Here is a 25,861-nt window from a genome sequence, read left to right on the forward strand (position 1 = left end):
TGCCGGGGGACCGGCGTTGCCGAAACGGGGGCGGTGGCGGCTGACCGCCCTGCTCGCGGTCGTGGCCTGCGCCCTGGCCCTGCTGCTCGCCGCGATCCTCGCCGACTGGCGCTCCCGGGACGGCACGCCGTACGACGAGCGGGCCGCGGTCGGGTGGGGCTTCACCCACACCCAGTACAGCGCCGACCGCGGCGAGGACACCGCCCGGCGCACCGCCGCCAAGCTGCTCGCCGCCGAGTCCCTGCCGCAGAACCAGCACATCATGGGCTGGGGAGCGGACAACCCCGAGCCCAGGCCCGGCCGTTACAACTTCACCGACCTCGACCGCCGCGTCGCCCTGATGCGCCGCTCCGGCGGGACGCCCGTGCTCACCCTCTGCTGCGCACCCGACTGGATGAAGGGCGGCGGGTCACGGACCGACTGGTCCCAGAAGTCCCTGGAGAAGGCTCCCGACCGCGGCCACTACCGGGACTTCGCCCGGCTGGCCGGAGTCGTCGCCAAGCGCTACCCGGACGTCCACCACTTCATCGTCTGGAACGAACTCAAGGGCTTCTACGACGAATCCCGTAAGCGCTGGGACTACGAGGGGTACACCGAGCTCTACAACCTCGTCTACGAGGAGATCAGAAAACAGCGGGACGACGTCCTCATCGGCGGCCCGTACGTCGTCATGGACAGCAACCCGCCCGACACGGCCTCCAATATCTCCTCCCTGCAAGGGCCGTGGGGGATCGTCGACCAGCGCGCCGTCGACGCCCTCGAGTACTGGAACCGCCACAAGGCGGGCGCCGACTTCGTCGTCGTCGACGGCTCCAGCTACACCCGGGACGGCAACCGGCTCCTCCCCGACGAGTTCCGCGCCACCCGCAAGTTCGCCGACGTCACCACCTGGCTGCGGAAGACCACCGGCCTGCCCGTCTGGTGGGCCGAGTGGTACGTCGAACCCCCCGACGCCCAGGACAACCGGGCCGGCTGGACCGAGGAGCACCGCGTCGCCGTCCAGGCGACGGCCATGATGAACATGGCCGGATCCGGCGTCTCCGCCGCCTTCTACTGGAACCCCGAGACCGACACCGGCAACTGCCCCGGCTGCCTCTGGAACCCCACCGCGCTCGGCGGAGGCGGGGGGCGGCTGCCCATGATGGACCTCCTCTCCCGCTTCGCCCGGGAGTTCCCCCCCGGGGAAGGAGGTCCGCCGGCCGGACGTCACGGGCGCCGGCACCGACGTCCAGGCGCTCGCGTCGCGGGACGCGACGGTGGTCGTCAACACGCGGGACGCGGACGTACAGGTGCGGGTGGACGGGCGGGCGGTGGAGTTGAAGGGGTACGAGGTGCGGTGGCTGGGGTGAGGGCGTGCCGCCCCGGCCCCACCCTTTCGCCGTTTCCGCGGTGGCTCCGCCCCCGCACCCCCATGAGCTCTGAGGACTCCGCCGGTCAGTCGACAGACCCCGGCAGACGACCGATGCGTCGGACCGCCCGCTTGCGCAGCATGAGATGCCGCTCCCAACGGGCGGAGCGGGCCCGGCGGTCGCCCGACGACCGTCGTGGGTACGCTTCCGGGATGCCCTACGACATCACCTTCGTCCGGCGGCTCCCGGGCCGTACGGTCGTCGAGTCGCTCGACCTCAGGAACGCCGCTTTCGATGCCGCGGCCGAGCCGGAGCCCATGAGTCTGACGCCGGGGCAGCGCGCCGCGTGGGAGGAGGTCGTGCGGCGGGTGGGCGTGGAGGTCGGGCCTGTGGTCACGGAGGAGTTTCTCTACGGTCTGACGCTGGAGCGCAACGGTGACGTGGGGCGCGTACAGCTCGACTACGACGGGGAGTCGGCCGAGATCGCGCTCGCGTACCGTCATGACGGCGAGGCGGCGCGGCGGATCGTCGCGGAGGCGTACCGGATGGCGCGCATCGTCGAGGAGGTCACCGGGCTGACGGGGTTCGACTGCCAGACCGGGCGTCCGACGGCCGAGGGGGATGTCGACGCGGCCGTCGGCTGCCTCGCCGGCGTCTCCCGGTGGGCGCAGGGTGAGATCCCCCGCCTGCTGACGGAGGGCTGAGGCCGGGGCCGGGCGGCCTCATGGCCCTTATGACATCGTCGCCAGGCGCTGGACCAGGGCCGCCACCAGGACCGCCAGCAGCGGCATCGCGAACCAGAACGAGCCCTGCATCCAGCGCACCTGCCGCACCCCCGGCCGCATCCCCACCCGGGTCAGTTCCCGGGCCGTCAGCAGGAGCAGCAGGGCGAGGGCCATGACGCCGCCGGTGACGGAGACGGGGGTCCAGGTGATGTGGGGGCCGGTGGGGCCGGGGCGGGGTGGGTCCGCGGGGCCGGGGGGCTTGTCGCGGAGTTCGTAGAGGGCCGCGTCGGTGTTGGTCAGGACGCGGCGGAGTTCCGGGCGGCGGTCCAGGGATCGGCGCATGCGGTGGTCCCAGTCCGCGGGGTAGCCGGCGCTGAGTTCCAGATAGGTGGACTGGCCGTGGTTGAGGGCCAGGTACGCGTTCGGGCCCGCCGCCCGGAGGGCCGTGACCAGGTCCGGCGCGCCGCCGGACGGGTCGCGGGGCGCGAGCGTCGGCTCGTACAGGACGCGTTCCATGTCCCGCGTGCCCCAGGGCATGGCCGGAGTGACGTTGTTGAGCGTGTCGCTGCTCATCCAGAGCAGTTTTACGGTCGGCCTGTCGTGCGCGTAGACGTAGTCCATGGCCGCCACCTCGCCCGGGCGGACGCGTTCGAAGTCCTCGTTGCCCCAGCGGGCCACCAGGAAGCCGAACAGCAGGACCAGGCCGGCCGTCAGCGCGCACAGGGGGGCGGCCAGGGGGCGGGGTTTCCGCCCGGCCGCCGGGAAGAGGGCCAGGGCGCCCAGGACACAGGCGCCCGGCACCGCGAACAGGAAGACGCGCAGGGCCACTTCGCCGCCGTACGACTGCATCCCGAACGCCAGGAAGGGCACGCACGTCAGGACGGCCAGGGCCGTGTCGCCCACGCCCGCCCGGCGGCGGCGCCACCAGCCGAGGGCGGCGAGCGCGAAGACCCCGCCCGCGAGCGCCACCCGGGTGTACAGCATCAGCTTGTGCACCGGGTTGCCGCCCTCGATGCGGCCCGAGACGGACGACGAGACGTTGCCGCCCAACGAGCCCAGCCCGCCGAACAGTTCGTCGAAATGCCCCGACCAGTACGGCTCCGCCAGGAACCCCACCCACACCGCCAGCAGCACACCGCAGAGGAGCGGCAGGCCGCGCAGCGTGCAGCGGCGCACCAGCACCAACGCCGTCAGCACCCCCAGCATGACGAACGGCGTGAGCTGGTGGCTGGCGACCGACGCCGCGAACAGGGCGATCAGCACGCCCAGCAGGAGGGTCCGCGTCCGGCGGTCCGTCTCCTCCACCCGGCGCTCGCCGGGCAGCCGCCTGCCCGGGAGCTCGCCCGGCCAGCGGAACCAGACCAGCAGCACGGCCACGAAGAGGAGGTAGAAGACGTAGTTGAGGGACTGCGGCGAGAAGTAGTCCTGGCCGACCCAGCCGCAGAGCGCGAACAGCCACAGCGCCGTCCACTTGGCCCGCCAGTGCGCCCGCACGGCCCGCAGGAGCAGTGCCAGCGGCGCGAGGGAGAGGAGCTGGACGGCGAGCGGCCACCAGCGCAGCACCTCGGTGAGGTCGTCCACGCCGCACGCCCGCGCGGCGAACGCGGCGAGCGCGAAGAAGCCCGGCCAGCTCCAGCGTGCGTCCAGGTCGGGCGCGGCGGTGCCCGTCCTGTCGATGTAGTCGAGGAAGCCGAGGTGCTGCCAGGCCGTCGCGAAGCGGGGGCGGTCCTCCAGGACCGCCGGTACGGCGTGCAGGGACACCACCGTCGCCAGCAGGACGGCGGCCAGCAGCCAGGTGCGCGGCCGGGCGGGCACCAGCGCGGCGGCGAAGCACACGACCAGCAGCGCCGCCCCGACGAGGGTCGCCACCGGCAGCACCGAGACCAGCCCGAGGCCGCCCATCCCTTCGAGGTTGACCTCGCCGAGGGCGCGCAGGGGGAGCCAGTAGAGGGTGAGCGCGGCGGCGAGCAGGAGCCACGCGACCGCTTCCGGCCGCCACCGCAGGCCGGCCCAACGGGTGGGAGAAGTCCGCTTCTTGACCGTGCCGGGCGGCTGGGAGGCTTCCGTTCGCGCGCGACGCCACGGCGTGCCGGAGAGCGTCACGGTCCCGTCCGTGTCCACGTCCGCGTCCTCCCGTGCGGACACGCCGGGAGGCGCGGCCTCGGCGGGGCGGCGGCCCGGGGCGGACGGCTCCCGGGCCGGGCCCACCGTGTCTCCCGCCGTCGCCGGACCCGTCGGGTCCGCCGCCGGGCGCACCCGGCCGTCCGGGGCCGCGCCCAATCCCGCCCCTGCGCCTGCGGCTTGACCCGCGCCCGCTTCCAGACCCGAGCTCGCGCTCAAACCCGCTCCCGCGCCCGGACTCGCGCTCCTGCCCGGACCTCCGTCCGTCCGTACCCGCAGGTGCGTCCGCGGAGCCGGGTCCCCGCCCCCCGCCGCACCCGTTCGCTCCTTGCGGAGGCGTACGCCTCCGCGCGCGGGGGCGGTGTCCGGGCGGTGGCCGTCGGTGTTCTCCGGTGTTTCCATGCTTCCTCGGCCCCCGTGCCCCCGTGCCGTCGTCCGGTCGTCGTCCGTGTCCGCCGGGCGGTCCCCGGCGGGCTGAGGCGTGGTCGCCGGGTGGTCCCCGGCGTTCTGAGGCGCGGCCCCCGTGTCGTCGCCGCCGGGCCTCGGCGTGCCGCCCGGTGCCGTGCGTGCGGTGCCGTCCCCCCGGAACGGCGGCGCGCCCCGGCCCGTGCCCTCCGCGCGGAGGGCGAGCGGCTCGGGGCAGAGGCGGACGTCCGGGCGGCGTTCGAGGTGGTCGAAGTCCAGCCGGACGCCGAGGGGGAGGGTGTCCGCGTCCAGGGCGGCGCGCAGGGCCCAGCGGGTGCCGTAGCCGGTCTCCGCGGCCCGGGCGCGGCGGCGGGACGCGAGGTCGGCCAGGTCGCCGTCGGGTGCGGCCTCGGCGGCGCGCTCCGGCGCGACCGCCCGGGGCCGGGAGGGGGCCCGGAGCACGCCCCACAGCTTCACCGCCGCCACCGAGGCGATCACCGTCAGGCTGGAGATCTCCGCGACCCCCGCCCCCGTCAGCCCCATGCGGGGGAGGAGCAGGAGCGTCAGGCCCAGGACCAGGACGCACAATAGCCCCTGGAGCCACGCCAGTCCCGCCGTCCGGCTCTGGGCCCGCAGCACGGCGAAGTACGTCTCCATGACCACCCGCAGCACCGCGCCCACCGCGAACCAGCGCAGCAGCGGCGTCGCCTCCGTGTAGGCGGGGCCGAAGACCCCCAGGATCCAGGGCGCCAGGACGAACAGCAGCCCGCACACCGGCAGCATGAGCTTGGCCATCCGGCGCAGGGCGGCCCGGCAGTTCTCCGCCAGCCGCTCCGGGTCGTGCGAGCCCTCGACGGTCAGCGAGGCGCCCATGTTGATGGCGAGCAGGTTGACCGTCCCGCCTATGGTGGACGCGATGTAGAAGTACGCGTTCTCGGCCGAGCTGATCTGCGAGGCGACGAGCACCGGCACCAGGTAGACGACGGCCAGCGAGAACAGCGACCCGGTGTAGTCCCCGGCCAGGAACCGGCCGATCTCGCGGGCGGAGGCCGGACGCGCGGACGCCTCCGTCGTCCGGACGTGCTCGGGGACCAGCCGGCGGAACACCAGCCAGCCCAGCGGCAGTACGGAGACGGAGATCGACACCACCCAGGAGGCGAACACCCCGGTCCCCGGCAGCGCCGCCGCCAGGGCGATCAGCAGGGCGAGCTTGGCCGCGGAGAACGCGGTGTTCCCCACCGGCACCCACACCGCCTGGCGCAGCCCGGTCAGCACGCCGTCCTGGAGGGTCAGCAGCGACCAGGCGACGACGGCGGCGACGAACACCAGGCCGTGCGACGGCCCGCGCAGCGCCTCGTAGGACGGGCCCCAGAGGTCGAGGGTGCACAGGAAGACGCCCGCGGCGACGGCGACGACGAGCGAACTCGCCGCGTACGTACGGACCACCAGCCGTCCCGTCGTCCGGCCCGCGACCGGTATGAAGCGGGCCAGCGCGCCGGTCAGGGTGACCGCGGTGAGGCCGGCGAGCAGCTTCATGGCGGCGATGGCCGCCGAGCCGCGGCCGACCGCGTCCTCGCTGTAGTAGCGGGCGGCGACCAGCCAGAAGCCGACCCCGAGCACGGCGCTGATGCCGGTGTTGAGCATCAGGGCGAACGCGTTGCGGAACAGCGGGTTCCCGCCGCGGCCCCCCTGCCCGCCACCGCTGCGGCCCCCGCCGTCGTGCCCGCCGGGCCCGCTCCGTCCGCCGCCCCCGCCCCGTCCCGGCAGCCGGAATCCGCGGCCCGCCGGTGCCACCGCCCGCTCCTCGGTCCGTGCGGACACGTCCCGTGCGGACGGGTCCTGGGTGGACGTGTCAGCCACGCGCCCCTCTTGCCTTTCTCATCGCCTGCCGGCCCCTGCGGACGACGGCGTACCCCTTGGTCAGGGCCCGGTCGGCGGCGAACAGCCGGCCGAGCGCCCGGCCGTGCACCATGCGTTCGAAGTCGGGGATCCCCGTCGTCCGGCGCACGGTAACCCGGCGCACCGCGTACGGCCCCTGCCGGCGGGCGGCCAGGCCGTTGCCCACCGCCAGGGAGATCCCGAAGCCGGCCGAGCGCACCGCCTGCCGCACCCGGCGGCTGGAGTACCCGTAGGGGTAGGCGAACGAAACCGGCGGCCGGCCCAGTTCGCCGGTGAGGATCTCCCGGCACCGGTCGAGTTCGAACACCAGGCCCGCGTCGGGCAGTTGATCGAGCTGCGGGTGGGTGTGGCTGTGCCCGCCGATCTCGGCGCCGGCCTCGGCCAGCTCGCGCACCTGGTCCCAGGTGAGCATGAGGTCGAGCGCGCCCCCGGTGTCGTACGGCCCGCGCAGCCAGCCCGTGGAGACGAACACTGTGGAGCGGAAACCGAGTTCGGCGAGGACGGGGAGGGCGTGCCGGTGCACGCCCTCGTAGCCGTCGTCGAAGGTGATCAGCACCGGTTTCGGCGGCAGCGGACGGCCGTCCCGCCAGGCTCCGGCCAGTTCCCCGGCCGTCAGCGGGACGAAGCCGGCCGCGTCCAGCAGCCGCATTTGCTCGGCGAACGCCTCCGGCGCGACGGACAGCGCGTGCGCCGCCCGGGAGGGGGAGTGCGCCACGGAGTGGTACATGAGGATCGGCACTTCGGTGGGTGTCGTCATGCGGCGCCCCCTTCCCCGCCGCCGGGCGGCCGGGCCGCCGTGACCTCTGACGCCGTGACTTCCGGCGCCGTGACCTCCGGCGCCGTGACCTCCGGCGCCGTGACCTCCGGCGCCGTGACGCCCGACGCCGTGGCTTCCGGCGCCGCGACTCCCGACGTCGTGACGCCCGGCGCCGTGACTTCCGGCGCCGTGACGCCCACCGCCGTGACCTCCGGCGCCATGACTCCCGCCACCGTGGCCCCCCGCCACCGCGAACCGCCCGCCGCCCCGGCGCGCCCGGACGCTGCCGACCGCGTAGCCGGCCGTGGCGGCGGCCACCCCGGTGAGGATCGCCGCGGCCCGCCCGGCGCCGCCGGGCCGGCCGAGCAGGGCGTCGCGCAGCCCGCGCGCCACGCCCGCCGGGAGCACCCGGGTCGTGTAGCGGCGCTCGGTCGCGAGCCCGTCGCGCGCGCCGACGCTGTGCGCCACCAGCGCCTTGGACAGGCCCTCGGCGTACGCCCGGGTGCGCAGATAGCCGAACCGTTCCCGCTCGGCCGGGACCCGGTGGTGGATCACCGCCCGGTCGTCGATCAGCAGCACCGCCCCGGGCACCGCCCGGGCCAGCCGGATGCACAGCTCCGTCTCCTCGCAGCCCAGCGGCAGCCGGTGGCCGTCCCGGCCGATGCCGGAGGCGAACCCGCCGACGGCCGTCAGCGCCGATCTGCGGAACGAGGCGTTGCCGCCGAGGACGTTGCGCACCCGCACCCGGCCGGGCGGCAGGCCGCGGTACGTGCAGCCCACCGCCCAGTCCATCTCCTCGGGGAACCACGCGGGCCGGGCCCGCGAGGCCCACACCGGCTGGGTGCGCCCGCCGACCGCCATCACGCGCGGATCGGCATACGCCCGGGCGAAGTGCAGCAGCCAGTCGCGCTCGGCCACCGCGTCGTCGTCCAGGAAGGCGACCACCTCCCCGGACGAGGCCGCGACGCCGGTGTTGCGGCCGGCGGACAGGCCGCGCGGGCCGGCGTTGGCCAGCACCCGGACGCGGCCCGCGGTGCCGTCCGGCGCGCCGAGCCCGTCGTCGCCGTACACCTTGGCCAGCCGGCGCAGCAGCGCCGGGTTGTGGTCCACGACGAGCAGGGTCTCGCGCGCCGGGTAGGACTGCGCGGCCACCGAGGCCACCGCGGCGAGGATGTCGCCCCAGCGGTCCTCGGTGTAGACGCAGACGACCACCGAGACGTCCGGCGCCGTGGTCCGCTCCGCCGGCGCTGTGCTCAAGACACCTCCCCGCGGCTCGCGGCCGGCGCGATGGCCAGCGGCCGGCGGGCCGGGTGCTTGCGCCGCCGGGAGCCGCGCTCGTGCAGGATGACCTTGAGGACCCGCAGCCCGTCGCGCACCGCCCGCAGGTTGCTGGCGCCGTGGATGCGGACGAACTCGTGGCTGGGGATCTCCTGGACCCGCAGGCCGGCCTTGACGACTCTGATGTTCATCAGCGTCTCCACCTCGAAGCCGGCGCAGTCCAGGGCGATGTCGTCCAGGACGCGCTTCCAGAAGGCGTTGTACCCGTAGCACAGGTCCGTGTAGCGGGCGCCGAACTTGTGGTTGACGATCGAGCACAGGACGCGGTTGCCCAGCTTGCGGATGGGCGTCATGTCGTCCGTGCCGCCCCCGTTGGCGAACCGGGACCCCTTGGCGAAGTCCGCGCCGCCCACCAGGGCCGAGACGTAGCTGACGATCTCGTTGCCGTCGGCCGAGCCGTCGGCGTCCACCATCACGATGATCTCACCCGAGCAGGCGGCGAACCCGGTGATCAGGGCGTCGCCCTTGCCCTTGCCCTGCTGTTCGACGACCTTGACGCCGGGCCAGAGCTCCCGGGCCACCTTGACGGTGTCGTCGGTGGAGTTGCCGTCGACGAGGACCACCTCGTGGATCCAGGACGGCAGGGTCTTGAAGACGTACGGCAGGTTCTCCGCCTCGTTCATCGCGGGGATCACCACGCTGACCGGCGGTGCTATCGCGAACTGCGGCGACACCGGGCGGTACTGGGCGGGTGGTTCGAGGGGCCGGGCGGTCTCGCCGCCGGCGTCGGTCCCGGGGGCCCGGTCGTGGTCCTGACCGGCCGCCGGGCGCAGGAACGAACTCATGAGTCTCTGTTTCCCTCTCGTCCGGAGGACCGCCCGCCCCCGAGCGGTCCCATGGTGTGTCCGGTTCGAAAAGGGGGTCTCGCCCTGTCCGGTGCGGCGGGCAACCACCGCGCGCACAGGGTGAGTTGGCGAATAGCACAGGCCGCGCGGCACGCGACTCGGCACGGATCTCCCCGGCCGAGCGCGGCACCCCCTGCCGCGCCCCGCCCCGGATCCATCGCGGCGACTGGAGCCCCTCCCCGGAGCCGCGAGAACTGATGGACCGATGCGGGTAGATGTACGACGGTATTGAAGCTTGAGACTGTATGGCAAGAGGTGAGTCGGAGCCTCCTCCTTTGGTGTCCTTTGTTCCTGACGCACCGTCCGGTGTGCGAACGCACACCCGGAGCGCACCGGCGCATGGTGTCCGCCGCGGCTCAGACGCTCCGCCGCAACCGTCCCACCTGCTTGAGCAGCCGGTCGGCGGGTTCGAAGAGTTGGGGGCGTGCGACGACGGTGTTGCGCAGCGCACGCACCGGCGCACGCCGGGCCTTGTGCCCCAGCGCGACCGGATGACGCCGCATCACCCACCCTTCGGACACGGCGAGTTCGCGCGTCTTCAGGGAGTCCTTGTACGCCTTGCCGCCCCGCCCGAGGTCCAGATGGGTCAGCCCCGCGGCGGCGGCCCCCTCCGCCATCCGCACATGCAGCACCAGGCCGGGCGAGTACTTCGCGAACCCCGGGTCGTACGCCGGGAACCAGCACGCCAGCACCGTCCGCGACCGCAGCCCGAAGTGCGCCGCGACCGGCCGGCCACCCGCGTAGAGCACGGACAGCAGGCCGCCGAACGCCTCCGAGCGGGTGTGGAAGAGCTGCTCGACCAGCCGGGAGATCCAGGGGCGCGCGAAGCGGTCGCTGCGCCCCGTTCTTCGGTACTGCGCGGACTTCCAGCCGATCAGCGTGCGCAGTACGGCCGGGTCCCGCTCGTCGTGCACGTACCGCACCCCGCCCGCGTCCCGGCCGAGCCGGCGCTCCTTCGCCAGCGTGGTGCGGGTGAACTTGGGCGACTGCTTGCGCAGCGCCGCCAGATAGGAGTCGAAGCCCTGCTCGACGTCGATCACGGGCGAGGGGAAGGCGGCGACCGCCCCCTCCTCGAAGGGCTTCTGCCCCTCCACCAGGTGGTCGAACTCCCACAGCGACAGCCCGCAGGCCGTCAGCAACTCCTTGGCGTCCCACTGGAATCCGGGCCGGTGCACCAGCCCCTGGGCGTCCGAGACACCGAGCCCGATCGCCCGCCCGATCCCGAACGCCGAACGCTGAAAAGGGAAGAAGGCGGCCGGAGCACCCTCCTCGCGGACGACGGCGATCCGGACGCCGCGCCGGCAGCGGCCCACCGCCAGCGCGAACTCCGGTGCCAGAAAAGGGTTTCCGAGCTGCGGCGCACCGTCCTCCACCGCCCGCGCCTGCATGGCCGACCACGCCGCCCGGTCGGCCGCGGTGAGTTCACCCGGGCGGTGGACACTGACCTCCACCTCAGGTCGTCCGGTCGCTCGTGCCGCGCCCCCGGTGGCGCCAGGCGTGCGCCAGCAGGAAGAGGAGCAGGCTGACCGCCGCGACCGCGGCCACCCCGCCGCGCACCGTCCAGCTGTGCAGCGCGAGCATGGTCTGGGCGGTCAGCAGGTCGACCGCGACGGCCCCGCCGGCGGCCACCACGGCGCGGCTGAGCGGGTCGAGCCCGCGCAGCGCGGCGGCCACGCCGCAGGCGGGCGCCACGATCAGGAAGAAGAGGGTGAAGGGCGCCCGGAGCGGCGAGCCGATGTCCAGCAGCGCCAGCGCCGCGCCCGCCCCGGCCATCGCGGCGGCGGCCCCGGCGACGACGGGCAGGGAGTCCGCGGCCGGACGGGAGAGGGGACCGCCGCCTCTCCCCGGGTGCCCGGGCGGCCCGCCGGGCGGGCCGGAACCGGACGGGCCGTCGGGCGGTTTCGCGCCGTACGGTCCTCCCGGTGGTCCGCCGGACGGCCCGCCGGGCGGTTCCTGGCCCGCGGTACGGAGATCGCTGTCATCGAGACCGATGGGATCGCTGAAGCTCTGCATTGGCGACTTAGCCCCCCGAAGCGCCGGATGCCGGGCTTCAATGTCGCGCAACGGGCGAAGGCCGTCAAGACGTGAAGGAAGGGCGAACAGGCTTCTGGGCGCGGGTCCCGGCCACAAACGGAGCCTTGCCTCCCGGTGAACGTCCGGCGCGCCCCCTTCATCGTCAACTCACGTCTGAGTGACCGCTGTTCGAGTGATCATCCGGTTCCTTCGTTGACGCCCGGCGGGGGGTGACGCGCGGTCCGGGGCGGCCACCACGTCCTTCATCCTTCACGGAATGGCCACCGGGGTGGGGATGTGCCGCAAGATTTGTCATGGACACTTCCGGCAGCTCCGTGTCGCTGCTACCACAGGGGTGGCAGAGACCCCTGCTAGGGAGGATCCATGAAATCGCACCGCATCACGGGTGCCGCATCGGCCGTGGCCCTCGCCCTGACCCTCGCCCTCGGTGGCACCGGCGCCGCCCGGGCCGCCACCGAGGGCGCCGGCGCGACCCCCTCTTATGTCGCCCTCGGCGACTCCTACTCCTCCGGCGTCGGCGCCGGCTCCTACCAGTCGTCCAGCGGTGACTGCAAACGCAGCGACAAGGCGTACCCGGCGCTGTGGTCGGCGGCGCACAGACCCGCGTCGTTCGCCTTCACCGCCTGTTCGGGCGCCCGCACCGGGGACGTCCTCGCCAAGCAGCTGGCCCCCCTCACCCCCACGACGGGCCTCGTCAGCATCAGCATCGGCGGCAACGACGCCGGCTTCGGGGACGCCATGAGCACCTGCGTCCTCAACGGCGACAGCGTCTGCCTCGACCGCATCGCCACCGCGAGCACCTTCATCCGCGACGAACTCCCCGCCAAGCTCGACGCCGTCTACTCCGCGATCAGCGCCCGCTCGCCCAAGGCCCGCGTCGTGGTCCTCGGTTACCCCCGCTTCTACAAGCTCGACGCGGTCTGCGTCGGCCTGAGCGAAGCCAAACGGAAGGCCATCAACAACGCCGCCGACCTGCTCGACTCCGTCATCGCCAAACGGGCCGCCGACCACGGCTTCGGCTTCGGCGACGTCAACACCACCTTCGCCGGCCACGAGCTGTGCTCGGGCAGCCCGTGGCTGCGCAGTGTGACGCTGCCGGTCGACGAGTCCTACCACCCGACCGCCGCCGGACAGTCCGGCGGATACCTGCCGGTGTTCTCGTCGGCGGCCTGAGCCCCTTCCGGGCCGCCCCGGACCATCTCTGACCGTCCCGGCCCCCGCGACCGCCGTCGCGGGGGCCGGGACGGCCGGCCTCCTCCGGCCCGTGTGAACGCGCGGCGACGGAGGGTGACTTCCGCCCGCCGTGCCCCCCTGCCGACGCCCCGTCAGGCCACCACCGTCCGACAGGTTCAGGCCAGTGTCGTCAACCCCCTTGACGGGGTGGTGAATCCGTTCGCGGATGCGCGGGTGACGCGATGGGGCGATAGGGTTACCCTGCCTTGGCCGGGTGCCTCGTACGGGTGGGGAGTCTCATGGACCAGATAACAATGCGCAGCAGGCCGCGTGTGCCTGCCATCGAGTGCGGGAGCGGTGCCACCGGCGCCCGCCTCGAACGCCATCTCGCGGTGCTCGCCGGCCCCGCCGTGCCGCAGCGCGACACCGAGGGCGCGACTCTGCTGATGCGCGAGCTGACCTCGCGCGACCACGCGCGGGCGGACGCTTCCGGCCGCACGGCGCGGGTCTCCCTCTTCGCGCCCCTGCGCCGGCTCCGCCGGTCGCTGTTCGGCAGCCGCCCCTGACCGTCCCACCCGGCGCTCGGCGGTCCCAGAGGTCCAGGCGTTCCGTTACGCTCCCCGGCGTTCCCCGTGCCCACGCACCCCGTGCCCGCACGCCCACGTGCCTGCCGTGCCCGTGCGAGGGCTCAGGCCCCTGCCGTGCCCGTGCGGGGGCTCAGTGCGCCTCGACCGTCACCGTGAACGAGAAGCGGTCGCCGCGGTAGTGGATCCGGGCCACGTCCACCACCCGGCCGCTCCCGTCGTAGGTGATCCCCGTGTAGTGCAGGATCGGGCTGAGCAGCGGCACGTCGAGCAGGCGCGCGGTCTCCGGGTCGGCCAGCCGCGCCTCCACGGTGTCCGTGATCCGGCTGATGCGCACCCCCAGGGCGTCGCGCAGCACCTTCGTCATGGGCCAGCGGGCCAGGTCCGCCAGGTCGATCCGGCCGGCCAGGTCGGGGTGCACCCAGTTCTCCGCCCAGTTGACGGGCTCGCCCGTCTCGCCGTCCCGGCGCAGCCGCCGGAACGCCACCGCCTCGGTCAGCCCCGGGAAGTGCTCGGCCAGCTCGCCGGGGAGCGGCGCCGGGCCGTGGCCGAGCACGGTGGTCCGCTCGCCCGACTGCTGGGCCACGATGGTGTCCACCGAGCCGAGCAGCCGCACCGGGGAGCCCCGCCGGGCGCTCGGCTCGATGAAGGTGCCGCGCCGCCGGTGCCGGCTGATCAGCCCCTCCTCCTCCAGCTCCTTGAGCGCCTGCCGCATGGTCAGCACGCTCACGCCGTAGTGCGCGGCGAGCGCGTCCTCGGTGGGCAGGCGCAGCGGATCGTCCGGGCGGCGCCCGAGTATGGACGCGCGCAACGACTGCGACACCTGGTACCAGAGCGGCAGTTTGCGGTTGAGGGCCAGGGAGTCGGGGGCGAAGGTGGTCACGGGGGCTCCGGCTCTGCGGTGGTTCAGGGTGGCCCATGGGCGGTTCATAGGCGGCCCAGGGGGTCTCAGGGGCGGTAGTGCCGCTCCAGACCCTGCCACACGTCGTCGTACCCCGACTGGAGGTGTCCGGCGTCCGCCGCCTGGGCGGTGAGCGTGACCGGCCACCGGGTCTCGAACATGAAGGCCAGCCCGTCGTCCACCTTGTGCGGCTTGAGCTCGGCGGCGCTGGCCTTGTCGAAGGTCTCCCGGTCCGGCCCGTGCGCCGACATCATGTTGTGCAGCGAGCCGCCGCCCGGCACGAAGCCCTCCGCTTTCGCGTCGTAGGCGCCCTCGATCAGCCCCATGTACTCGCTCATCACATTGCGGTGGAAGTACGGCGGCCGGAAGGTGTCCTCGCCCACCAGCCAGCGCGGCGCGAACACCACGAAGTCCACACCCGCCAGGCCCGGGGTGTCCGACGGCGAGGTGAGCACGGTGAAGATCGACGGGTCGGGGTGGTCGTAGCTGACCGTCCCGATGACGTTGAACCGGCGGAGGTCGTAGACGTACGGGACGAGGTTGCCGTGCCAGGCGACGACGTCGAGCGGCGAGTGGTCGTACACCGCCTCCCAGAGGTTGCCGCAGTACTTGTTCACCACCCGCACCGGCCCCTCGGTGTCCTCGTACGCGGCCACCGGGGCGAGGAAGTCCCGTGCGTTCGCAAGGCCGTTGGCGCCGATCGGGCCCAGGTCGGGCAGGGTGAACGGCTGGCCGTAGTTCTCGCAGACGTAGCCGCGCGCGGTCGCGTCGAGCAGCTCCACCCGGAAGCGCACCCCGCGCGGGATCAGCGCCACATGGCCCGGCTCGGCGCGCAGCAGGCCGAACTCGGTGCGCAGCAGCAGCCCGCCGCGCTCGGGGACGATCAGCAGCTCGCCGTCGGCGTCACTGAAGACGCGGTCCGTCATCGAGGCGTTGGCCGAGTAGAGGTGGATGGCCATGCCGGCGCGCTGGGTGGCGTCGCCGTTGCCGCCCAGCGTCCACAGCCCGGCGAGGAAGTCGGTGCCCTCGGCGGGCTCCGGCAGCGGGTTCCAGCGCAGCCGGTTGGGGTCGGGGACGGTCTCGGTGAAGGGGGCGCCGCGCAGGCCGCCGTTGTCGGTCCGGGTGAACGGGGGGTGGGCGGCCGACGGGCGGATCCGGTAGAGCCAGGACCGGCGGTTGTGCCGCCGCGGCTCGGTGAAGGCGCTGCCGCTCAACTGCTCCGCGTAGAGCCCGAGGGGCGCCCGCTGGGGCGAGTTGCGCCCGTGCGGCAGCGCGCCGGGAACGGCCTCACTGCTGTGCTCGTTGCCGAACCCCGAGGCGTAGACCAGCCCTTCGGCCGTCTTGCGCGCCCGCTCTCTGTCCGTGCCGGTCATCGTGTGCTCCCACTGCCGGAGGAATCCTCTGCATGACCGTAGGATTGCGGGGCCCGGTGCGTCAATGGACCTTGAGCGCCGTGTTCCGGGGCAGGGGCGGCCGGGCGGGGACCGCCTCTTGGTGCGGAACGGGGGGCCGGTTAGGTTGGCAGTCCCTGCCGTGGGCCCGGCAGTCCCCGCCCATGGGCCCACGCCCACCGCGAACGCGAGGAGACGCCCTGTGACCGCGTATGACGGGATGTTCGTCGACGGAGCCTGGCGGCCCGCCCGGGGGACCGGCCGGATCGAGGTGGAGAACCCCGCGACCGAAGAGGTCGTCGCGAGCGTTCCGGCCGGCACGGCCGAGGACGTCGACGACGCCGTCCGGGCCGCCCGCGCCGCCCTGCCCGGCTGGGCCGCCACCGCGCCCGCCCGGCGCGGCGCGTACCTCACCGCCCTGGCCGACGCGCTCGCCGCCCGCCAGGAGGAGATCGCCGCCACCGTCACCACCGAGCTCGGCTCGCCCATCGGCTTCGCCCGGCGCGTCCACGCCGGACTCCCGGTCGCCGTCGCCCGCTCCTACGCCGAGCTCGCCGCGGCCTTCGCCTTCGAGGAGCGGATCGGCACCTCGACCGTCCTCCACGAGCCGGCCGGCGTCGTCGGCGCGATCACCCCCTGGAACTACCCGCTCCACCAGATCGTCGCCAAAGTCGCGCCCGCCCTCGCCGCCGGCTGCACGGTCGTCCTCAAGCCCGCCGAGTACACCCCGCTCACCGCCCGCCTCTTCGCCGAGTGCGTCGCGGCCGCGGGGCTGCCCGCCGGGGTGTTCAACCTGGTCACCGGGTACGGCTCGGAGGCCGGGCAGCCGCTGGCCGAGCACCCGGACGTCGACCTCGTCTCCTTCACCGGCTCCACCGCCGTCGGCCGCCGCATCGGCGCCCTCGCCGGCGGCGCCGTCAAGCGCGTCGCCCTCGAACTCGGCGGCAAATCGGCCAACGTCATCCTCCCCGGCGCCGACCTCGCCACAGCCGTCCGCGCCAACGTCGCCGACGTCGTGCGCAACGCCGGCCAGTCCTGCAACGCCCTCACCCGCACCCTGGTGCACACCGACCACTACGACGAGGCCGTGGCCCTCGCCGTCGAGGCCGTCGCCGCGTACGAACCCGGCGACCCCACCGACCCCGACGTCCGCCTGGGCCCGGTCGTCAGCGCCCGGCAGCGGGACCGGGTACGGGAACTGCTCCGCAAGGGCACCGAGGAGGGCGCCCGCGTCGCCGTCGGCGGCGCCGAACCGCCCGAGGGCCTGGACAAGGGCTACTACGTGCGCCCCACCGTCCTCGCCGACGTCACCCCCCGACATGACCGTCGCCCGCGAGGAGATCTTCGGCCCGGTCCTGTCCTTCCTCCGCTACAGCGACACCGAGGAGGCGCTGCGCCTCGCCAACGACAGCGAGTACGGCCTCTCCGGCGCCGTCTGGGCGGCCGACCGCGACGAGGCCGTGGCCTTCGCCCGCCGGATGGAGTGCGGCCGCGTCGACGTCAACGGCGGCGACTTCAACATCCTGGCGCCCTTCGGCGGCTGGAAGCAGTCCGGCGTGGGCCGCGAGCTGGGCGTCCACGGGCTCGTGGAGTACCTGAAGACGAAGTCGCTCCAGCTCTGAGCCGTTCTGTCTCTTAGACGCTCCGTTTCGGAGCCGCTCCGTTTCAGAGCCGCTCCGGCTCTGAGCGCCCGGGCCGGGGAGTGTGCGCGCGTGCGCGCGGCTCCATCGGCCCCGGCGGTCATCGGCGCCGGCGGTCACCGGCCCCGCACGGCCACGCCCACGGCCGGCGCAATGGGCGTCCGCGGGCGCGGCCGTGCCCTATCACGGTGACGGGCACCACCGACGTGGGCGGCCCGCCGGGTGGTGGGGGCAAGCGGGCCCTTCCGCCTTCGGAGACAGGCGGAAGGACGCGCATGGCGAGTACGACGACGCGGCACGAGGCACCCGCCGAGCGCGACCCCGCGCGGGGCGTGGGCGCGGCGGCGATCGACTGGCTCGGCACGACGGACCACAAGAAGATCGGCACCCTCTACCTGGCCACGTCGTTCGTCTTCTTCGGCATCGGCGGCATCCTCGCCCTGGTGATGCGCGCCGAACTGGCCCGCCCCGGGCTGCAGATCGTCTCCAACGAGCAGTTCAACCAGGCGTTCACCATGCACGGCGCCATCATGCTGCTGATGTTCGCCACCCCGCTGTTCGCCGGGTTCGCCAACTGGATCATGCCGCTCCAGATCGGCGCGCCCGACGTGGCGTTCCCCCGCCTGAACATGTTCGCCTACTGGCTGTACCTGCTCGGTTCGCTGATCGCCGTCGCCTCGTTCCTCACCCCGAACGGCGCTCCCGACTTCGGGTGGTTCGCCTACACGCCGCTGTCGGACGGGGCGCACTCGCCGAACGTCGGCGCCGACCTGTGGATCATGGGCCTGGTCTTCTCCGGCTTCGGCACGATCCTCGGCTCGGTCAACTTCATCACCACCATCATCTGCATGCGCGCACCCGGCATGACCATGTTCCGCCTGCCGATCTTCACCTGGAACGTGCTGCTCACCGGCGTCCTGGTGCTCCTCGCCTTCCCGGTCCTGGCCGCGGCCCTGCTGGCCCTGGAGGCCGACCGCAAATTCGGCGCGCAGATCTACAATCCGGCCAACGGCGGGGCGCTGCTCTGGCAGCACCTGTTCTGGTTCTTCGGACATCCCGAGGTCTACATCATCGCCCTGCCCTTCTTCGGCATCGTCACCGAGATCATCCCGGTCTTCGCCCGCAAACCGATCTTCGGATACGCCGGGCTGATCGGCGCGACGATCTCCATCACCGGGCTGTCCGTGACGGTGTGGGCCCACCACATGTTCCCCACGGGCGCGGTGCTGCTCCCCTTCTTCTCCTTCATGTCGTTCCTGATCGCCATTCCCACCGGGGTGAAGTTCTTCAACTGGATCGGCACCATGTGGAAGGGCTCGCTGTCCTTCGAGACACCGATGCTCTGGGTGACCGGCTTCCTGGTGACCTTCCTCTTCGGCGGGCTGACCGGCGTCATCCTGGCCTCGCCGCCGATGGACTTCCACGTCACGGACTCGTACTTCGTGGTGGCGCACTTCCATTACGTGGTGTTCGGGACGGTGGTGTTCGCGATGTTCGCCGGATTCCACTTCTGGTGGCCGAAGTTCACCGGCAAGATGCTGGACGAGCGGCTGGGGAAGGTGCATTTCTGGACGTTGTTCACCGGGTTCCACATGACGTTCCTGGTGCAGCACTGGCTGGGGGCCTCGGGGATGCCGCGGCGGTACGCGGACTATCTCGACGCGGACGGGTTCACGGCGTTGAACACGGTGTCGTCGATCGGTTCGTTCCTGTTGGGGCTGTCGACACTGCCGTTCCTGTACAACGTCTGGAAGACCGCGCGGTACGGGAAGCGGGTCGTCGTGGACGATCCTTGGGGGTATGGGCGGTCGTTGGAGTGGGCGACTGCCTGTCCGCCGCCGCGGCACAATTTCTGTACGTTGCCGCGGGTGCGGTCGGAGTCGCCCGCTTTTGACCTGCACCACCCGGATATCGCTCAGCGGGATCAAGTGGAGAACGTGGGGGAGCGGGATGTGGTGGAGCCGGGGGGCTGAGTGCCCCGGTCCCTCCCTTTCACCGTTTCTTCCAGGGCTGCGCCCCGGGCCCCGGCGTCGCGGCTTCGCCGCAAGGTCCTCAACCGCGCGGAGCGCGGTTTCGGCGGTGCGGGGGCGCAGCCCCGGGAAGGGGCCCCCGGGGCCGGTCACCGGACGAACACCTGGCCCTGCGGCAGTTCCACCAGCGTGGTGACGCGGACGAGCGCGGGCCGGCGGGGGACGGAGACGGGCCCGAAGCGCACGGGCGGCACCACCCGTGCGAGGGGTCCCAGCCCGGTGCCGTCCCATGTGGCCTCCCCGTCCGTGATGGGGTGGAGATCGCGGGCACCGTAGAACGACCGGCGGCCGGACGGGGACCGGCCGACCGTGCGCAGGCCCAGCAGCCGGGCGGGCAGGCCGGCCGAGCGGATCCACAGCGGGCGGGTGGCGGCGGCGGTGGGCACGGCGTGCAGGAGCCGGCCCGTGGCGCTCCGCGGGCCGACGGTGAAGCGCCAGCTCAACGGGCCGGCGGTCACCGTCCAGGAGGCGGCGGTCCGGACGACCGCCACCGGCCGGACGTCCACGCGGTCGAAGGCGTAAGTGGCGGCCACGAAGCCCGCCACCCGCTCGGTGGGGGCCAGCAACCGGCGCGTCCCGTCCGCGTGTTCGACCATGACGTCGCTGAAGGGGCCGAACGGCGACCAGGGCCAGTGCCCCAGCACGAGACGGGTCCCGGAGGCCGTCCCGGTCCCCGCGATCCAGCCGTCGAACCGCGCCCGCGCCCTCGTCACGGCCGGGCTTCGCGGGCGACGGCGGCGCGCGGGTCCGGGTGCGGCCGCCCGGCGGCTCCGGTGGACAGGCGCTCACGCGCCACACGTGTCCTCATGCCCCCACGAGTACCCGGTCGGCCGCCGGGCATCCCCCGTGACGGCGGAGGGCGAGGGGCCTAGGCTGAGCCACGGTTCCAGGGGGTGTCCCGGGGCCGGTGCGTACGGTCCGGGGCACGCTCCGTCCGCGTACGTCCCGCCGGCCCGTCCCCGGTGCGCCCGTCGCGCCGGACGGGCCCCCGACCGAGAGGTGACCGCCCGTGACCCGCGCCGCCGTCCTGACCGCCGTAGGTGCCCCGCTCCGCGTGACCGAGATCGAGCTGCCGGACCCGGGACCGGGGCAGGTGAGGGTGCGGATCGCCGCGGCGGGGGTGTGCCACTCGGACCTGTCGCTGGCCAACGGGACGCTGCGGCAGCCCGTTCCGGCCGTGCTCGGGCACGAGGGGTCGGGAACGGTCACCGCCGTCGGGGAGGGCGTGACGCATGTGGCGCCGGGGGACGAGGTGGTGCTCAACTGGGCGCCCGCCTGCCGGGCTTGCCACTTCTGCGGGATCGACGAGCCGTGGCTGTGCGCCGAGTCCCTCGCCCCCGCCGCGCCCTACGCCACGCTCGGCGGCGACGGCACGCCGCTCCACCCGGCCCTGGGGACCGCCGTGTTCGCCGAGGAGACCGTCGTCCGGGCGGCGGCCGTGCTGCCGCTGCCCGCGGGCGTACCGCTGGCCGACGCGGCGCTGCTGGGCTGCGCCGTGCTCACCGGCTACGGCGCGGTGCACCATAGCGCCCGGGTGCGGGCGGGGGAGTCGGTGGTGGTCGTGGGCGTCGGCGGGGTCGGGCTCGCGACCGTGCGCTCCGCGCGCCTCGCGGGGGCGGAGCGGGTGATCGCCGTGGACGTCTCCCCGGAGAAGGAGGAACTGGCCCGCGCCTGCGGCGCCACCGACTTCGTACCCGCCGGCGACGACGCGGTCCGGCGCGTCCGCGAGCTCACCGGCGGGCACGGCGCCGACGTGGCGATCGAGTGCGTGGGCCGGCCGGAGACCATCCGGGCGGCCTGGACGGTCACCCGGCGCGGCGGCCGCACCACCGTCGTCGGCGTCGGCGGCCGGGACCAGCACGTCGCCTTCTCCGCCCTGGAGCTCTTCCACTCCGGCCGCACCCTGTCCGGCTGCGTCTACGGCAACACCGACCCGGCCCGCGACCTGCCCCTCCTCGCCGAGCACGTCCGCGAGGGACGGTTCGACCTGTCGGCGCTGATCACGCGGCGGATCGGGCTGGAGGACATCCCCGACGCGTTCGCGTCGATGCTCGCCGGGCGTGGCGGACGGTCCTTGGTGGTCTTCTGAGCGGTGGCCCGGCGGGGCGGCCGGGTGGTGAGTGCGCCGGGGCCGGCGGGGGAGTCGGGGCCGTCGGGGGCACCCGAGCCGGCGAAGAGGGCCGGCGTCGGAGCCCAGGCCCGGAGCCGGACCCAGGCGGACGCGGGAGCCTGTGCGGGCGCAGCAGTGCGTGCGGACACGGGAACCCGGGCCGGCGCGGGAGCCCCGCGCCGCGCGTCGGCCCGCGCGTCGGCCCGCGCGTCGGCCCGCGCGTCGGCCCGCGCGTCGGCCCGCGCGCCGGGCCTCGCTTCAGCCCCCGCGTCGGCCCCCGCCTCAGCCCACCACCCCGTCGTCCCGCAGCCCCGGCAGATGGACCACCAGCAGCACCAGCCCGCCCAGCACCACATGGCGCTCCGCCGCGGGCACCCCGTTCCACCGCGATGACTGCCACATCGCGAACCACTCGCCGCCGACCGCCAGGAACCCCACCCCGAACAGCAGCAGGTACAGCACCAGCCCCAGCGTCGTCGCGCGCCGGGCCGGGCCGGAGCGGCCGAGCGTGCCGTGCCGTGTGCCGCGCAGCCACCGGGCCGTCGCCACCGTCAGGACCGCCGCCGTCAGCGCCTCCCAGGCGATGATCAGCAGGTAGGCGGCGTCCTGGAGGGGGCGCCAGGTGACGGCCCGCCAGGTCAGGTGGTCGTCGCCGGACGTCGTGTCCATCGCCAGGACGTGGCGGACGAACTGCCGGTTGGTGTCGAAGTCCGTGACGTTGCCGAAGACCACGAGCAGCATGAGGAGCGCCACCGTGCCGGTCAGCACGGCCGCCGCCAGGGGCAGCCCGTCCCGCCGTACCCCGGCCGCCCGGCCCCGTACCGCCGCTCCGAACCGTCCTCCCGCCATGCCGATCCCCCTCGTCCAGGCCCGGTACCGGGCTCGAACCGTCCGCCGCCTGAGGGCAGCATGCCCGGGTCCGTGGGCGCGTACGCGGGCCGAGCGGCTGCTCAGGGGCGGGATAAGGTGTCGTTCTTTCCGGAGGCCCTGCGGAGGCCCTCCGGAGGGGGAGGGGCCGGGGAGAGCCGAGCAGAAGGGGGCCGTATGGACGCCGGGGGCGGACGGGCCGAGGAGTGGGCCGATGTCACACCCGACGCCGCACGGCGGCTGCTGACCGCGGCCGTCCAGGCGTTCGCCGAGCGCGGCTACCACGCCACCACCACCCGGGACATCGCCGGCCGGGCCGGCATGAGCCCCGCCGCGCTCTACATCCACTTCCGCACCAAGGAGGACCTCCTCCACCGCATCAGCGGAGTGGGCCACCGGCTCGCGCTCTCCCTCCTCACCCGCGCCCGCGACGGGTCCGGCGGGGCGGCGGAGCGACTGGCCGACGCGGTACGGACGTTCGTGCGCTGGCACGCCGAGCACCACACCACCGCCCGGGTGGTGCAGTACGAACTGGGGGCGCTCGCCGGGGACCACCGGGCCGAGATCACCGCGCTGCGCCGGGAGACCGACGCCGTACTCCGCTCCATCGTCGAGGACGGCGTGCGTGCGGGGGAGTTCGACGTTCCCGATGTGCGCGGGACCAGCCTGGCGCTGCTCTCCCTCTGCGTCGACGTCGCCCGCTGGTTCCGCGACGACGGCGAGCGCACGCCGGAGGAGGTCGGCGCGCTCTACGCGGGGCTGGCCCTGCGCATGGTCGGCCACCGGCCCGCGCCGGACGCCGGCCGGCCCCTCTGACATAAGGTCGGGGACCGTGCCACAGATACCCACCACCCTGCACGAACTGACCGTCGGGCAATTGGCGGCCCGCAGCGGCGCCGCCGTCTCGGCCCTGCACTTCTACGAGTCGAAGGGGCTGATCAGCAGCCGCCGCACGGCCGGCAACCAGCGCCGGTTCGACCGCGACACGCTGCGCCGGGTGGCCTTCATCCGGGCCGCGCAGCGGGTGGGCATCCCCCTGGCGACGATCCGTGAGGCGCTGGCCCGGCTGCCGGAGGAGCGCACGCCCACGGCCGAGGACTGGGCGGAGCTGTCCGAGGCGTGGCGCGGCGAGCTCGACGAGCGGATCAAGCGGCTGGAGCGGCTGCGGGACCGGCTCGACGGGTGCATCGGCTGCGGGTGCCTCTCGCTGGACACGTGCGCGCTGTCCAATCCGGACGACCGGTTCGGCGGGAGCGGCCGCTGCGGTTCCCTGCTGAGCTGACCCGGTTCCCTAAACCGAGCCGACGCGGTTCCCTGCCGAGCCGACCCGGTCCGAGCGGCGGCCCGGTCCGAGCGGCGGTCCGGTGCCGCGGGCGTCGCCACCGGGGACGCCCGCGCACCCGCCGTCGCCTCCTCACGTCCTACGCCACCGCGTCCGCGTACCGGGGGACGAACGCGTACCGCCGGGCCGCGGCCAGTGCCGGCGGGGTGAGGACGGCGACCGGCACCACGATTCCGCAGTCCGTGCACACCGGCCCCTCCCATGGGTGCCGTTCCAGCCCCGTCCGCCACTCGATGCGCTCCTGTGCGCAGACCGGGCAGCAGTCCCCGGGGGCCGATTCCATGGCGTCGATCACCCGCCGCAGCACGTCCGCCAGCCGGGCACGCGGCTGGAGGTCGGGGGAGGCGCAGGGGACGATGTCACACCCGCCCCACGTGTTGCGGTGCCAGTCGTCGAGGGCGGAGGGCTGGCGGATGCCGTCGTGCTTCTCGCGCCGGCGGCGGCCGGCGAACTCCACCTCGTAGGCCAGCCACACCTCCCGCGCCTCCTCCAGTTCCTCCAGGGCCCGGATCAGCCGCACGGGGTCGGGCGCGCGGTCGTCGGGGGCCAGGCCGGCCCGGGCGCACAGGTGGTGCCAGGTGGCCCGGTGTCCGTACGGGGCGAAGCGTTCGAGGCACTTGCGGAGCGACGTCCGTCGCAGAGCGATGGTGTTCCCCGGGTTGCGCACCTCTCGTGCGAGAGCTCTGAAACCTGCCACTGCTTCCCACCTCCGGCGAGCGGACTCGGACGTCCTCTGATGGCGCCGCCGGCCGTTGAGGGCCGACACGGTAGGGACGTATCGCGGCGCGATTCGGATCCCTCCGGCGCGGCGCGGGTCGGTCCCGTCCGCTAGCGCATGCCCAGTCCGGCGCGAAGGACGACACGTGCGAGCTCTTCGTGGCAGATGTCGCTGTGGGCGCCGGCGGGCGGACCGCCGGTCCGGACGACCGCCGAGGCGTCGACGTTCACACAGCCGTCCGCCGGCATCCCGTCCCCCAGCGCCTCGGCCAGGGTGGTCGCCGGGCAGCCCGGCATGTCCCGGAGGCCGTCGTAGCCGAGGGCGCCCCAGCGGGTCAGGTCGATGCCCAGCAGCGAGTCGGCGTCGCCGGCCAGCCGGGACGCGAGGGGGTAGAGGGTCCCCAGGGCGCTGTCGTGCGAGGAGTGGCAGCAGACGAGCGGGCCGTCGACCCGGTCGGCCATCCCCTCCAGGACGCCGCCCCGGCGGGGCGCGAACGGCAGCCGGGGCGAGAAGGCGTAATGCGAGAACGCGCCCTGGAGCAGGGTCAGCGACCGGACGCGGACGCCGTCGGGCAGACCGCCGAGCGCGAACGCGACCAGCCGGGCGCCGAAGCTGTGCCCGACCAGGTGCACGCGCGGCCCGCGCCCGGCCAGCTCGCCCGCCACCGGGCCGAGCCCCTGCCGTCCGACGAGACCGGCCCGCCGCTTCATCTCCCAGTAGGTGCCCTGCCGCAGCAGTTCGAGCGCGCCGCGCCAGACCCGGCCGAGGGCGCCGCCGAAGAGGCCGGGGGCCGGGGCGGCGCCGGTGGTCTCCAGCGCGTCCGCGAACCGGCCGCAGACCTCCACCGCGCTCTCGGTGAACATGGCCGGGACCGTCGGTTCGGACGCGGTGTCCCGCGCCCACGCGTCGTCGGCGCTCCCGGCGCGCCCGCCCTCCCGGGGCCGGGGGCTGACCAGGGTGCGGACGAGACCGGTGAACTCCTCCAGCCGGGCCCGGTCCTCGGGCTGCCGCTCGGCCAGCTCCGCCAGCCTGCCGATCACCGCCTCCCGGCCGGGGAAGGCCAGGGCCAGCGCCTCCCGGGTGCCGGGCGGCAGGCCGGGCCCGTCGCCGGCCACGGTGAACAGGCCGGCCAGGAAGGGCGGCGCCTCATCGGTGAAGCGGAGGGAGGGCCAGATGACGCCGAGGTAGCCGACGCGCGGCGGGCCCGCGAGGGTGGTGGCAGCGGCGAGGAGGCTGGGGAAGGGGGTGAAGAAGCGGGTGTAGAGGGCGGTGGCCGTGGCGCGGGTGTTGTTCCAGCCGTGCGCGAAGATGACCAAGTCGGTGAGGTTTTGATCGGTGACGCCCTGGAGGAGGGCGTCCCGCTCGCCGGTGTCGACGCTTCCGTCCTTGCCGAAGGTCAGTTCCCAGTACGGCTGCACACTCATGTCCGCCATGGAGCCCCCTGTGCCGGTCCGGTGTGCGCGCATGGTCCTGCTGTCAAGGGGGGCTGTCCAGCCTTCTTGCGCCCGCTCCTGCGTTCGTCCGACGCTTTGTCGCCGTCAACTCCCGGACCGGGCGGGGGTCCTGCCCGGAACGCTCGAACGCGTGAGTGGCAAGATCCCCCCGGGGGAGCCACGCCGCCCGGCGCGGCAC

18 protein-coding genes and 2 pseudogenes are annotated in these 25,861 nt (G+C 74.1%); 8 read left to right on the forward strand and 12 right to left on the reverse strand.

From position 1 onward, the window contains the following. Positions 1–16: 16 nt before the first annotated feature. Complete coding sequence (locus K7I03_RS34415) at positions 17–2,053, forward strand: hypothetical protein (protein WP_398857989.1); 2,037 nt, start codon at positions 17–19, stop codon at positions 2,051–2,053. Positions 2,054–2,080: 27 nt separating this feature from the next. Here the strand turns inward: K7I03_RS34415 and K7I03_RS26415 are convergent, their stop codons facing one another. The 6 genes and pseudogenes from K7I03_RS26415 to K7I03_RS26440 all read right to left on the reverse strand — a co-directional run bounded on the left by K7I03_RS26415 (position 2,081) and on the right by K7I03_RS26440 (position 11,452). Then, a complete protein-coding gene (locus K7I03_RS26415) occupies positions 2,081–6,460 on the reverse strand; it encodes a lipopolysaccharide biosynthesis protein (protein ID WP_398857991.1) in 4,380 nt (1,459 codons plus the stop codon). After that, complete coding sequence (locus tag K7I03_RS26420; protein WP_185944616.1) at positions 6,453–7,256, reverse strand: polysaccharide deacetylase family protein; 804 nt, start codon at positions 7,254–7,256, stop codon at positions 6,453–6,455. The genes K7I03_RS26415 and K7I03_RS26420 overlap by 8 nt, the downstream gene beginning before the upstream one ends. Positions 7,257–7,481: 225 nt before the next feature. Beyond that, a pseudogene (locus K7I03_RS26425) lies at positions 7,482–8,513 on the reverse strand (glycosyltransferase); the annotation flags it as partial. After that, entirely contained in the window at positions 8,510–9,379 is an 870-nt protein-coding gene (locus K7I03_RS26430) for a glycosyltransferase family 2 protein (protein WP_185944617.1), read from the reverse strand. The pseudogene K7I03_RS26425 and the gene K7I03_RS26430, both read right to left, overlap by 4 nt. Positions 9,380–9,795: 416 nt before the next feature. Then, positions 9,796–10,890, reverse strand: a complete 1,095-nt coding sequence (locus K7I03_RS26435) for a GNAT family N-acetyltransferase (protein ID WP_185944618.1) — start codon at positions 10,888–10,890, stop codon at positions 9,796–9,798. A gap of 1 nt (position 10,891) precedes the next feature. Continuing rightward, a complete protein-coding gene (locus K7I03_RS26440) occupies positions 10,892–11,452 on the reverse strand; it encodes a hypothetical protein (protein ID WP_185944709.1) in 561 nt (186 codons plus the stop codon). Between the two features lie 384 nt (positions 11,453–11,836). On the opposite strand from K7I03_RS26440, the gene K7I03_RS26445 reads away from it, so the two are divergent. Further along, a complete protein-coding gene (locus K7I03_RS26445) occupies positions 11,837–12,646 on the forward strand; it encodes an SGNH/GDSL hydrolase family protein (RefSeq protein WP_185944619.1) in 810 nt (269 codons plus the stop codon). 299 nt (positions 12,647–12,945) lie between these two features. Beyond that, positions 12,946–13,212 carry a hypothetical protein gene (locus K7I03_RS26450; RefSeq protein ID WP_185944620.1) on the forward strand — a complete coding sequence of 89 codons (267 nt, stop codon included), beginning with the start codon at positions 12,946–12,948 and terminating at the stop codon, positions 13,210–13,212. Positions 13,213–13,363: 151 nt separating this feature from the next. On the opposite strand, the gene K7I03_RS26455 is transcribed toward K7I03_RS26450, so the two are convergent. Beyond that, positions 13,364–14,113: a GntR family transcriptional regulator gene (locus K7I03_RS26455; RefSeq protein WP_185944621.1), complete on the reverse strand. Its 750-nt coding sequence runs from the start codon at positions 14,111–14,113 to the stop codon at positions 13,364–13,366. 65 nt (positions 14,114–14,178) lie between these two features. Continuing rightward, positions 14,179–15,504, reverse strand: a complete 1,326-nt coding sequence (gene hmgA / locus K7I03_RS26460) for a homogentisate 1,2-dioxygenase (protein WP_185944622.1) — start codon at positions 15,502–15,504, stop codon at positions 14,179–14,181. A gap of 220 nt (positions 15,505–15,724) precedes the next feature. Between hmgA and K7I03_RS26465 the strand changes: the two are divergent. Continuing rightward, positions 15,725–17,144, forward strand: a pseudogene (locus tag K7I03_RS26465) (aldehyde dehydrogenase family protein). 293 nt (positions 17,145–17,437) lie between these two features. Beyond that, a complete protein-coding gene (gene ctaD / locus K7I03_RS26470) occupies positions 17,438–19,135 on the forward strand; it encodes an aa3-type cytochrome oxidase subunit I (RefSeq protein ID WP_185944624.1) in 1,698 nt (565 codons plus the stop codon). 146 nt (positions 19,136–19,281) lie between these two features. Here ctaD and K7I03_RS26475 read toward each other — a convergent pair whose 3' ends face one another. Then, complete coding sequence (locus K7I03_RS26475) at positions 19,282–19,905, reverse strand: hypothetical protein (protein WP_185944625.1); 624 nt, start codon at positions 19,903–19,905, stop codon at positions 19,282–19,284. A 296-nt stretch (positions 19,906–20,201) separates the two neighbouring features. Here K7I03_RS26475 and K7I03_RS26480 point away from each other — a divergent pair, with 296 nt between their 5' ends. Further along, positions 20,202–21,281 (forward strand): Zn-dependent alcohol dehydrogenase, encoded by a 1,080-nt coding sequence (locus K7I03_RS26480; protein WP_185944626.1) that lies wholly within the window; start codon positions 20,202–20,204, stop codon positions 21,279–21,281. A 303-nt stretch (positions 21,282–21,584) separates the two neighbouring features. Here K7I03_RS26480 and K7I03_RS26485 read toward each other — a convergent pair whose 3' ends face one another. Continuing rightward, entirely contained in the window at positions 21,585–22,151 is a 567-nt protein-coding gene (locus K7I03_RS26485; protein ID WP_185944627.1) for a DUF2165 domain-containing protein, read from the reverse strand. A 195-nt stretch (positions 22,152–22,346) separates the two neighbouring features. On the opposite strand from K7I03_RS26485, the gene K7I03_RS26490 reads away from it, so the two are divergent. After that, complete coding sequence (locus tag K7I03_RS26490) at positions 22,347–22,985, forward strand: TetR/AcrR family transcriptional regulator (RefSeq protein ID WP_185944628.1); 639 nt, start codon at positions 22,347–22,349, stop codon at positions 22,983–22,985. A gap of 16 nt (positions 22,986–23,001) precedes the next feature. After that, positions 23,002–23,451 (forward strand): redox-sensitive transcriptional activator SoxR, encoded by a 450-nt coding sequence (gene soxR / locus K7I03_RS26495; RefSeq protein ID WP_185944629.1) that lies wholly within the window; start codon positions 23,002–23,004, stop codon positions 23,449–23,451. Between the two features lie 139 nt (positions 23,452–23,590). On the opposite strand, the gene K7I03_RS26500 is transcribed toward soxR, so the two are convergent. Together K7I03_RS26500 and K7I03_RS26505 are read right to left on the reverse strand one after the other, a co-directional pair. Continuing rightward, positions 23,591–24,208, reverse strand: coding sequence for a hypothetical protein (locus K7I03_RS26500; protein ID WP_185944630.1), 618 nt, complete (start codon positions 24,206–24,208; stop codon positions 23,591–23,593). A 131-nt stretch (positions 24,209–24,339) separates the two neighbouring features. Next, the gene (locus tag K7I03_RS26505; protein WP_185944631.1) at positions 24,340–25,662 is read right to left on the reverse strand and encodes a serine-threonine protein kinase; all 1,323 of its coding nucleotides are present in this window, start codon (positions 25,660–25,662) and stop codon (positions 24,340–24,342) included. Between the last annotated feature and the right edge of the window lie 199 nt (positions 25,663–25,861).

The organism is Streptomyces mobaraensis (assembly GCF_020099395.1).
Classification (GTDB): Bacteria; Actinomycetota; Actinomycetes; order Streptomycetales; family Streptomycetaceae; genus Streptomyces.

Bases quoted from the DNA above. Each gene is read 5' to 3' on its own strand.
- K7I03_RS26445 (WP_185944619.1), top strand. From the start codon at position 11,837: ATGAAATCGCACCGCATCACGGGTGCCGCATCGGCCGTGGCCCTCGCC.
- K7I03_RS26450 (WP_185944620.1), top strand. From the start codon at position 12,946: ATGGACCAGATAACAATGCGCAGCAGGCCGCGTGTGCCTGCCATCGAG.
- ctaD (WP_185944624.1), top strand. From the start codon at position 17,438: ATGGCGAGTACGACGACGCGGCACGAGGCACCCGCCGAGCGCGACCCC.
- K7I03_RS26490 (WP_185944628.1), top strand. From the start codon at position 22,347: ATGGACGCCGGGGGCGGACGGGCCGAGGAGTGGGCCGATGTCACACCC.
- K7I03_RS26505 (WP_185944631.1), bottom strand. From the start codon at position 25,662: ATGGCGGACATGAGTGTGCAGCCGTACTGGGAACTGACCTTCGGCAAG.
- K7I03_RS26485 (WP_185944627.1), bottom strand. From the start codon at position 22,151: ATGGCGGGAGGACGGTTCGGAGCGGCGGTACGGGGCCGGGCGGCCGGG.
- hmgA (WP_185944622.1), bottom strand. From the start codon at position 15,504: ATGACCGGCACGGACAGAGAGCGGGCGCGCAAGACGGCCGAAGGGCTG.
- K7I03_RS26430 (WP_185944617.1), bottom strand. From the start codon at position 9,379: ATGAGTTCGTTCCTGCGCCCGGCGGCCGGTCAGGACCACGACCGGGCC.
- K7I03_RS26420 (WP_185944616.1), bottom strand. From the start codon at position 7,256: ATGACGACACCCACCGAAGTGCCGATCCTCATGTACCACTCCGTGGCG.
- K7I03_RS26440 (WP_185944709.1), bottom strand. From the start codon at position 11,452: ATGCAGAGCTTCAGCGATCCCATCGGTCTCGATGACAGCGATCTCCGT.